At 67.9% G+C, this 8,526-nt stretch carries 7 protein-coding genes, 1 tRNA gene and 3 pseudogenes; 6 read left to right on the forward strand and 5 right to left on the reverse strand.

The genetic code is table 11. From position 1 onward, the window contains the following. Nucleotides 1-20 precede the first annotated feature (20 nt). The 3 genes and pseudogenes from rpmF (at nucleotide 21) to CM1CMNOD_RS01245 (ending at nucleotide 1,032) form a co-directional block, all read left to right on the forward strand. On the forward strand, nucleotides 21-197 hold the full coding sequence (gene rpmF / locus CM1CMNOD_RS01230) for a 50S ribosomal protein L32 (RefSeq protein ID WP_013871879.1): 177 nt from the start codon (nucleotides 21-23) through the stop codon (nucleotides 195-197). 15 nt (nucleotides 198-212) lie between these two features. Next, nucleotides 213-455 (forward strand): annotated as a pseudogene (rpsR, locus tag CM1CMNOD_RS01235) (30S ribosomal protein S18). A 4-nt stretch (nucleotides 456-459) separates the two neighbouring features. Beyond that, the gene (locus CM1CMNOD_RS01245; protein WP_131772028.1) at nucleotides 460-1,032 is read left to right on the forward strand and encodes a hypothetical protein; all 573 of its coding nucleotides are present in this window, start codon (nucleotides 460-462) and stop codon (nucleotides 1,030-1,032) included. A 209-nt stretch (nucleotides 1,033-1,241) separates the two neighbouring features. Here CM1CMNOD_RS01245 and CM1CMNOD_RS01250 read toward each other — a convergent pair whose 3' ends face one another. Next, nucleotides 1,242-1,457 carry an antitoxin gene (locus tag CM1CMNOD_RS01250; protein ID WP_013871881.1) on the reverse strand — a complete coding sequence of 72 codons (216 nt, stop codon included), beginning with the start codon at nucleotides 1,455-1,457 and terminating at the stop codon, nucleotides 1,242-1,244. Between the two features lie 135 nt (nucleotides 1,458-1,592). On the opposite strand from CM1CMNOD_RS01250, the pseudogene CM1CMNOD_RS22690 reads away from it, so the two are divergent. The 3 genes and pseudogenes from CM1CMNOD_RS22690 to CM1CMNOD_RS01265 form a co-directional block, all read left to right on the forward strand. Next, nucleotides 1,593-1,730, forward strand: a pseudogene (locus tag CM1CMNOD_RS22690) (integrase); the annotation flags it as partial. A 503-nt stretch (nucleotides 1,731-2,233) separates the two neighbouring features. Beyond that, a complete protein-coding gene (locus CM1CMNOD_RS01260; protein WP_013871882.1) occupies nucleotides 2,234-3,271 on the forward strand; it encodes a hypothetical protein in 1,038 nt (345 codons plus the stop codon). Between the two features lie 364 nt (nucleotides 3,272-3,635). Continuing rightward, nucleotides 3,636-4,322, forward strand: a pseudogene (locus CM1CMNOD_RS01265) (IS6 family transposase). Between the two features lie 192 nt (nucleotides 4,323-4,514). On the opposite strand, the gene CM1CMNOD_RS01270 reads toward CM1CMNOD_RS01265, so the two are convergent. The 4 genes from CM1CMNOD_RS01270 to CM1CMNOD_RS01285 all read right to left on the reverse strand — a co-directional run bounded on the left by CM1CMNOD_RS01270 (nucleotide 4,515) and on the right by CM1CMNOD_RS01285 (nucleotide 8,193). Continuing rightward, nucleotides 4,515-4,590 (reverse strand) — tRNA-Glu (locus CM1CMNOD_RS01270). 218 nt (nucleotides 4,591-4,808) lie between these two features. Continuing rightward, on the reverse strand, nucleotides 4,809-5,531 hold the full coding sequence (locus CM1CMNOD_RS01275; RefSeq protein WP_013871884.1) for a hypothetical protein: 723 nt from the start codon (nucleotides 5,529-5,531) through the stop codon (nucleotides 4,809-4,811). A 107-nt stretch (nucleotides 5,532-5,638) separates the two neighbouring features. Next, nucleotides 5,639-7,447, reverse strand: a complete 1,809-nt coding sequence (locus CM1CMNOD_RS01280; protein WP_013871885.1) for a carboxylesterase/lipase family protein — start codon at nucleotides 7,445-7,447, stop codon at nucleotides 5,639-5,641. Between the two features lie 263 nt (nucleotides 7,448-7,710). Further along, on the reverse strand, nucleotides 7,711-8,193 hold the full coding sequence (locus tag CM1CMNOD_RS01285) for a hypothetical protein (RefSeq protein ID WP_043602744.1): 483 nt from the start codon (nucleotides 8,191-8,193) through the stop codon (nucleotides 7,711-7,713). Nucleotides 8,194-8,526 lie beyond the last annotated feature (333 nt).

The raw sequence follows: 8,526 nt of genomic DNA on the forward strand, positions 1-8,526 counted from the left end.
TCCACCGGAGGGGAACGCTGATGGCCGTTCCGAAACGGCGGACCTCACGGTCCAACACCCGTACCCGCCGGGCCCGGTGGAAGGCCCAGCCACCCACGCTCGTCCCGTGCGGATGCCCCAGGAAGCTGCGCACCCTGCCCCATCGGGCCTGCGCGCACTGCGGCCTGTACGCCGGCCGGCCGACCCGTCCCGAATAGACCCAGGAGCTCCCGATGCCTCGACGAACCTCCCCCCGGGCCATTCGTCGGAAGAAGACCAACATCCTGGTGGAGCGGGGAATCACCTACGTCGACTACAAGGACGTCGTACTGCTCCGCCAGTTCATCTCGGACCGTGGCAAGATCCGTTCCCGACGGGTCACCGGGCTCACGTCACAGTAGCAGCGGGAGGTCTCCCGCGCGATCAAGAACGCGCGGGAGATGGCGTTGCTGCCGTATGCCAGCCCGGTCAGGTGACCTGATGGACGCTGGAAACCACGGTGATGGTCGCGGCCGGCAGGGCACGGAGGCATGGTCCGACGCGGACGGTTTCGACGTCACCGTCGACGCTGCCCATGACGTGACCGATGCCGATGCCACTGGAGGCGCCGGGGCCGCTGGAGGTGCTGGGGCCACTGAAGGCGCCGGGGTCACCGGCGGCATCGGCAACGGCACGGCTTCCGGCGGGGATCCGGTGGAGGTGCTGCGGGACGCCGTCGGACGCTCGGCGGGCGGAATTCTCGTTGTGCTCCGCGACCGGAGCGTCCTGCCCACGGCCTATCACCGGACCTGGGGGCCGCCGGCCGGGTCCCGCTCCTCCGCGGCAGCGGCGGGACGGTTCGCCTGTGTGTACCCACGTCGCGGCTGGAACGGAATGGTGGGCCCGCCACGCTGGCTCGGGCCCCTCAGCCCGCCCGGGATGCTGCGCGCGCTCGCCACCTGGCTCGAACAGGGCGGTCCGGCGGGCCGGCGCCCCATACCGCCCGCCCTGCGTCCTTACCTGCTGCCCGGCCGGGCGGCCATAGTGATCATGCCTCCGGTGATGCTCAACTAAAGCGTCGGCCATGTAGTCATAAGTAACCGAATCATGACCATCTGGTGACCGTTCGGAACCCGCGCCCCGCATCCAGCAAAGGAAGCAAAGAATCCGCACGGGAAGTCCGGGCGGATCGGTCGGGTGCGAATGACCCGGTGTTGTGTTCGCTGTGGGACCGACGCCGGGTGGGGCGACCGGCTGGGTGGGAGTGCCAGCCGCCCCGACGCTCAGTTGTTCCTGTCGCCAAGTTTTCTGATGAAGTCCTGGGCCTTGTCGACGCCGGTGTCGATTTTCTCGCCGTGTTTGCCGCCGGTTTTCTCGTCGATGAGGTCGCCGACCTTCTCCAGCCCTTCGGCGATCTTGTCGCCGTGAGTTTCGGCGATTTTTTCGGCCTTCTCCCGGAGTTTCTGCAGGTTGTCCGGGTTGGTCGGCTTGTCGGACATGAGCCGCCCCTTCTTCTTTTCAGTCACATCCTCGGGTCGGGTGGCCCAGGGGTGAGATTCCCCTGGGCCACCCGACCTCAAGGTCTGTATAAAAACGGACTCCAGGCGCAGACCGACGTCGCCTCACGGTGTCAGTCCCTCTGGCGGATCCTGCACCGCGCCGGTATCGACCCCGCACCCCGACGGGCCGGCACATCCTGGCGCACGTTCCTACGCACACAGGCCTCCGGAGTCCTCGCCTGCGACTTCTTCACAGTGGACACCGTCTTCCTCCATCTCCCGGACAGCCCCGACGATCGGCTCCACGGGTCTTCCACGCGGTGATCCCAGCCTTCACCTCCTGCATACGTTGCGTGAGTTCGAGATGTTCTACAACGGGCATCGGCCTCACCGACCCCTCGGACAAGCAGCCACGCTCCGCCCACCACCCGAACCGGAGCAGATCGGGAACCTGGAGATCCACCGACAAGATCGGCTGGTGGAGGGAACCCTCCACCAGTACTGACATGCGGGCTGACCAGGCCGGATGATTAATCGGCACCCACAGGTACGTCGCCCGAGTTCGGACCTCGGCAGGATGCGGCGCAAGCGGGCGCTTCCTGCCATCCGCTGGTAACCGGACCGTTCCTGTCCGGAGTATTCCTATTCCCCCGTATCCCTGATACGTTCCCGGCTGGTTCGACCACTCAGAGCGATAATGCAGCGCAATGACGCTTTGTGACCACGCAGAGCGACCATGCGCCGCGATCGGCACGCTCGTAGACCAGGAGGCTGGCATGGCGATCTCCACCACACCGGGCACGAACTGGGGCACCTGGATCAACCTGGAGGGCAGCTTCGTCGACGTGCCCTCCGCCGTCCTCAACGCCGACAACCGGGTGTCCGTGTTCGTCCAGGGCGGCAGCAACACCTTGTGGAGCAGGTACGAGCAGCGCGACCGCGCCTGGGCCGGGTGGATGCAGCACCCCGGCTCCCGGGTGGCCGGTGCGCCCAACGCCATCCGCGGCAAGGACGGAAAGATCCGCGTCTTCTACCGCACCCCGGACAACCACATCGAGGTCATCACCCAGAACGCCATCAACGGCGGCTTCGGCGCCCCGGTGGATCTCATCTCGAACGTCGGCGGCGATCCCGCCGCCGCGCTGAACGCCGACGGCCGCATCCAGGTCTTCTTCCGGGGCAGCGACGACGCCCTGTGGTACATCCACAACCAGGGCCTGCTGTATGAGCAGTACACCCCGCCCGCCTCGCTGGGCGGCGCCATCTACGCCACCCCCTCACCCGCCCTGGACGGCTCCGGCCGCATCGTGGTGGCGGTCAAGGGCGGCAGCGACACCCTTTACACCATCCAGCAGAAATCGTGGAACTCCGCCGACGCCTGGGAGGCGTTCAGCAGCGAGACCACCGGCGTGACCAGCCGGCCCACCGTGACGCTGGACGCGTCCGCGCACGTACAGATCTTCTACCGTGGCTCGGACGGCGCCGCCTGGCGGGTCGGCCAGCGCTCTGACTACGACAGCTTCGAGACCTCGGTATCCCTCAGGGGCCAGATCCTCGGCGAGCCCACCGCCTTCCTCGGCCAGGACGGCCGCGTGCACGCCTTCGTGAAGGGGGCGAACGAGAAGGCTCTGTGGGTCGCGGTGCAGCAGACGGAGAACCAGCCCACCTACTTCGACTTCCAGAACCTCGGCGGCGTCATCGGCGACGTCCACCCCCAAGCGGTGATCGCCAACAGCGAGAACCTCCTGTACGTCTTCGTCCAGGGCTCGGGTACCCCCAAGAGCCTCTGGCTGCTGCGTCAGGTCTGGGCGTAACCCAGCGGGATCTGATCACCGGTTCAGCGAAGTCAAGGCAGGACAGCCCCCGCCGAACCGGTGATCAGACCGTCAGGGAGAGCTCGGCGAAGGCAGCCGGCACCGTTGCATGCGCGTGCACCGGCGGATCTTGGCCGCAAGTCTTCCGGCGCCGAGGCTCATCAACGCGACTCCGGGCGGCCGATAGCCCCACTGATCGGGGTACATGAGCGCGTCTGGTGGGAAGATCCGCGGTGAGGATCGGCTGCGATCGGCGAATGCAACAGTGCCGTTCGAACGGCACTGTCAACTTGGCCTGACAGCCTGAAAATGATCTTCTGGTTGTTCGTCGGGAGGGACTGCTCGTGGAAGCCGGAATGCCGTCATACAAGGCTGCCGGTACCCGACAGAGATCATCAGCCACTGCGTGTGGCTGTACCACCGCTTCCCGCTGAGCTTCCGCGAAGTCGAAGAACTCATGCTTGCTCGCGGGGTGATCGTCTCCCATGAGACGGTCCGGCAGCGGTGTGCGAAATTCGGGCCCACCTACGCCCACGAGCTGCGCCGCCGCAAGCCCCAGGCCGGCGCACGTGGCACCTCGACGAGGTCTTCATAAAGATCAACGGTAGGTGGAAGTACCCGTGGCGGGCGGTCGACCAGGACGGCAACGCCCTGGACATCCTGGTCCAGTCTCGACGTGACGCGAAGGCGGCCAAGCAGTTCTTCCGCAAACCGCTCAAGCGCCAGTGCCGCACACCGAGGGTGCTGGTCACCGACCAGCTGCGCAGCTACGGTGCCGCGCACCGGGCGATCATGCGCTCGGTGGCGCACCGATGCTCGAAGTCCCTGAACAACCGGGCGGAGAACTCCCACCGCCCACCCGCCGGCGGGAACGTGCCAGGAAAGGCTTCCGCCCGCCCGGAGCCGCGCAGAAGTTCCTGTCGGTGTTCAGTGCGATCTCGCCGCAGTTCCGGCCCCGGTGTCACCGCTCACCGCTGCCGGGTACCGCGCCGAGATGACCGCCCGTTTCAGGACCTGGAAGGAGATCAGCGGTGTACCCGCGGCAGCCTGATCACAGCGCCGACGTACGGCCCTACCCGGTCCCGGCACGTCCCAGCACAACACAAATGATCATCTTGATGGTAGGGCTGGTCTGGCTGGGCCCCGGCTCACCGCTGGCTTCCCTGGGCCGGCAAGTCGAACTCGCCTGAGATAACGAGTTGACCAACAGTAGTCGAAGAAAATGACCATAAACGGGTCTGGGTGGTGCCCCCAACGGGATTCGAACCCGTGCTACCGCCTTGAAAGGGCGATGTCCTAGGCCGCTAGACGATGGGGGCGGGTGGCAACGATCGGGCTGGGCTCACAGCTCGGACGCGGCAACGTCTGCCGTCGGTACGGCATGCTGAGCATAGGGGACGGTGGGCTGTGACGACAAACCGCTTCCGTCCGCGGCTCGCCGGACCGGCGTGAGGCGAGCCGGGCGAGACGAGGCGAGCCGGGGCGGTCAGGCTGTTTGTTCGGGTGGGGGCCGGCCGTGTGTCCGGCTCCGGTGGAGTCAGGTGGCCGTGAGCGCGGGCCGTGGGTCCACCCGGCGGTACCGGGTGCGGAAGAACGCCCGGACCGGGCGTCCGCCGATGGCCAGGTTGTGTGTGATCGGCACTGGGCCGCTCGGGTACGTGACGTCGAACGACATCGTCACGGTGTCGGCCCGCTCCAGCGGTGTGTTCGGGTCGTAGACCCGCAGCGTGACCGCGGTCTGGCGTTGCTTGTAGGCATAGGCGAGCACCTGGTGGTTGTAGCCAAGCTGGAAGGGGTTGTAGGAGCGCACTGTGATGATGCCGAGCGGGGACAGCACGCCGCGGTCGAGGTCGAGGCGCACCCGTGGCCACTCGTCCACAACGGTGATCCGCCCGGCGCCGCGCAGCGTCAGTGACGACCGGGTGGTGTCCGCGTCCAGGGTGGACATGAGCCGGTAGTAGCGGGCGACGCCACGCGGGATGTCGAAGCTGTCGAACAGCCGGCGGGAGAGGTAGCGGTACAGCGGCGAGTCGGGCGGCGGCACGTCCTTCGACGTGGGCGGCGGCAGCTTCGCCTCGAAAAGATCGCGAGTGGTGTAGACCATGCCCCCGCACAGCCCGCGGCTGGCATCCCCGATCGGCAGCCGGCCGACACCCGGAATCCTGATCTTCAGGACGGGCTGCCTGGGGAAGTTGTTGGTGAAGGGAAGGGCCTGGCCGCTCGGCAGGAATCCGTCCACGGCTGCGTGGGCGTCGACCATCGATGTCTCCTTCCGCCTTCGCCTGGGAGCGGTATGTCCGTCCAGGGTCCCATCCAGACGGGATGGGCAGAAGCCGGCGGAAACCGGCAGCCGGCAGCCGGCTCCGCTCACCGCTGCCAGGTTGCGCAGTGATGGTCGTCGGCGAGCGTGCTGATCGGATGGATGTCACCGGGTGTGATCGTCAGCGTCTGTGCCTGCTCGGTGGTGCGGACCGGCCAGGTGGGCGGCGACGTCGTGGGGAGCGTCCGGCCGGCCGCGCCCACGCCGTTCCTCCCGTCTGCCGCTCCGGCCGGCGGCGTGTTCGGGTTGCCGGTGGCCGCGAACCTCGTCCAGTATGTGATCATCGTGGCGGACAGTTCCCGGTGGGCCTTGCCGGGCCACTGCCGGTCGGCGTCCGGGATCAGGTAGCCGAGTTCCCATCCGTGCGAGGCACCGGGGAGTGTGTCCGGAACGTACGGGGCGCTGCCGGGCAGGTCGAACTCGTAGGAGAAGACCGATACACCGGCCCGCGTCAGCATGGACGCCGAGGTCACGCTCGGGCAGGTGAACAGCGCGTCGGTGATGACGCGGGCGAGCCGTTCGGTCGGCGGCGCCGAACCTGGCGGATAATCCCTGAGGACGGCGCCGATCCTGTCGTGGAAATGCTGGTCGAGGATTTCGTTCACCTGTTGGTCGGTGAGCCTCCCGGCCCGGTCGCTCCAGGGCTCGGTGAAAATGCGGCCCTCGTCCTTCACCGTCCCGATGATGACCGGCACTTTCGCGAAGGTGCCGGTGGCAATGGCCGTGGACAGCGGTGCCGGCAGTGTCCGCCCACCTGTCACGGGCGCCCACGGGAACGGGTTGAGGATGTCGGTCTGCTGGTCGGCCGCGGCGAGCACGTCCCGGGCGGGTAGCGCACGCATGCAGGCCGCTGCCCGGGCGGGGTCGGCGCAGCCGAGTCTGCGCGCGGCGTCGGTCCCGGTCCGCTCGGCATCCGGCATCGCCAGGAACGGCCATGAGCACGGGCCGCTCTGCACGATCGCGCGATGGAACAGGCCGGCCGCGGGCGGGGAGGCAAGCAGCGCGCAGGTACTGATCGCCCCGGCCGACTCGCCGAAGACCGTCACGTTGCCGGGGTCGCCGTGGAACGCGGCGATGTTGTCGCGGACCCAGCGCAGCGCGGCTGTGATGTCCTGAACCGCGTATGTTCCGGAGTCACCCGGCTGTGGCCGCCCGTTCTCGGACTGGCTGTTCCCGGACTGCCCACCCTCGGCGTTGAGCGAGGGCAGCGCCAGATATCCCAGAATTCCCAGGCGGTATTCGACCGAGACGACAATCACCCTGCCTGCGGCGGCGAGCAGGCTTCCGTCGTATTCGTTCGCGGAGCCGCCGACAAAACCGCCGCCGTGGATCCAGAACATCACCGGTAGCCGGCCATCGCCCGCCCGGTCGTTGCCGGCCTCGCCGCCTATGTCGCCGTTCGGGCCGGGGCTGCCGGTCGGGCCGCCGTCCGTGCCGCCGTTGGTCTCCGTGGCGGGGACGTGAACGTTGACGAAGAGGCAGTCCTCGTCGGACTGTTCGCCCAGGCCACCGTCGTCCGGACTGCCCTGAAGACAGGGATGCGCTTTCTTCGTGGCATTCCGGATACCCGGCCAGGGCACGACGGGCTGGGGTGACCGCCACCGTTGGTCACCGACCGGTGGTGCCGCGTACGGAATTCCATAGAAGGACGTGCCCAGGGCGGTGTGTGCGCCGCGGACCGTACCGCCGGTCACGGACACGACTGTCGGGCTGGTTCTCGTTGAACCGCCACCGTCCTGTTCACGGTCGTCATGCGTCGAGTCGGCCGAGCATGACGTGACCGTAAGGCAGAGGGCGACGACGAAGAGCAGTGACACCACGCCCGACGTCATACTCCGGATACGGACCGGCCCCATGGCTGCCCCCCGGTGTCATGGTTCATATCCTCGACCGGTTCATGTTCCCGATGGTTCATGTCGGTGGTCGGCGCGCTGCTTCCTGGCGCTGTGTTTCCCAGGGCGGCGCTTCCGTGCTTCCCGGTGTGCTGCTTCCCGGTGTGCTGCTCCCGCACTCATTCCTTGCGTATTCTAACGGTGACGGCAGCTGGCCGTCCGCCGCGCGGTCGGGTTCCCGCCAGCACCGGCGTGGTGATTGTCGACTGGTGATCGGAGTCGACGATTCAGCGATCGGCGCCGACGCCGACGAGGATCTCCGTTTTGTTCGCCTTGCGGGTCGCCGCGACGGGTCCCCGCAGGCCGGCGGTCAGGAGGCCCACCGGTGGGGGCTGCGGTGTCTTCGTGGATGCCGCGACGGGGAGACCGCCACCGCCGTTACCAGGGCCTGTCCCCGCTGCCGGTGTTCCGGAAGGCGGCGCGGGGACAGGGGTGGTGGTCGTTCTTCCCGCGTTCGGGGCCAGGACCGCCCGGCTGATCGGCAGGGAGGGCTGCGCGATCGGGCACGAGACCGCCCGGGTCGCAAACCCGACGTGGAACGCCCCCTGAACGCCGGGGGGCGCGTCGGGATGGCAGCGGGCGCCCGCGAGGAGCGTGTCCCCGAGGTTGCTGTTGTTCACAGTGATGATCGGGTTGAGTTCTCGGGTGGCTCCCGTGGGATCCGTGTCCCTGAACAACGTCGCGACCGGCCCGGCCGCCGCGACGGTCATCGCGAGGATCAGTGCCTGCAGGGCCAGACTGCTGCTGTTACGGTGTTCCAGACGGGCACGGGAGAGCGGCGGGAACGCCCACCTGGGCGCATGTCGCGCTGCGCGCCTGGGTACAAGCCGCGCTGCGTGCCTCGGCGCATGTTGCACAGTGCGGTGGCCCGACGCGCGGCGGTTACCGCGTCTGTCGTGGTTCCTGCCGAGACTGCCGTGACGGCGGCCCACAGCCATGGCGGCATCGCACGACATCGTGCGGCACCTCCACATCCTGCGCATCCTGGTCCGTCGCCCATGGTTATGACCGGCACATCCAATATGAGCGGCAGGCTAGTGTCC

Origin of the sequence: Protofrankia symbiont of Coriaria myrtifolia (assembly GCF_900634755.1) — a bacterium.
GTDB classification, from domain to species: Bacteria; Actinomycetota; Actinomycetes; order Frankiales; family Frankiaceae; genus Protofrankia; species Protofrankia coriariae.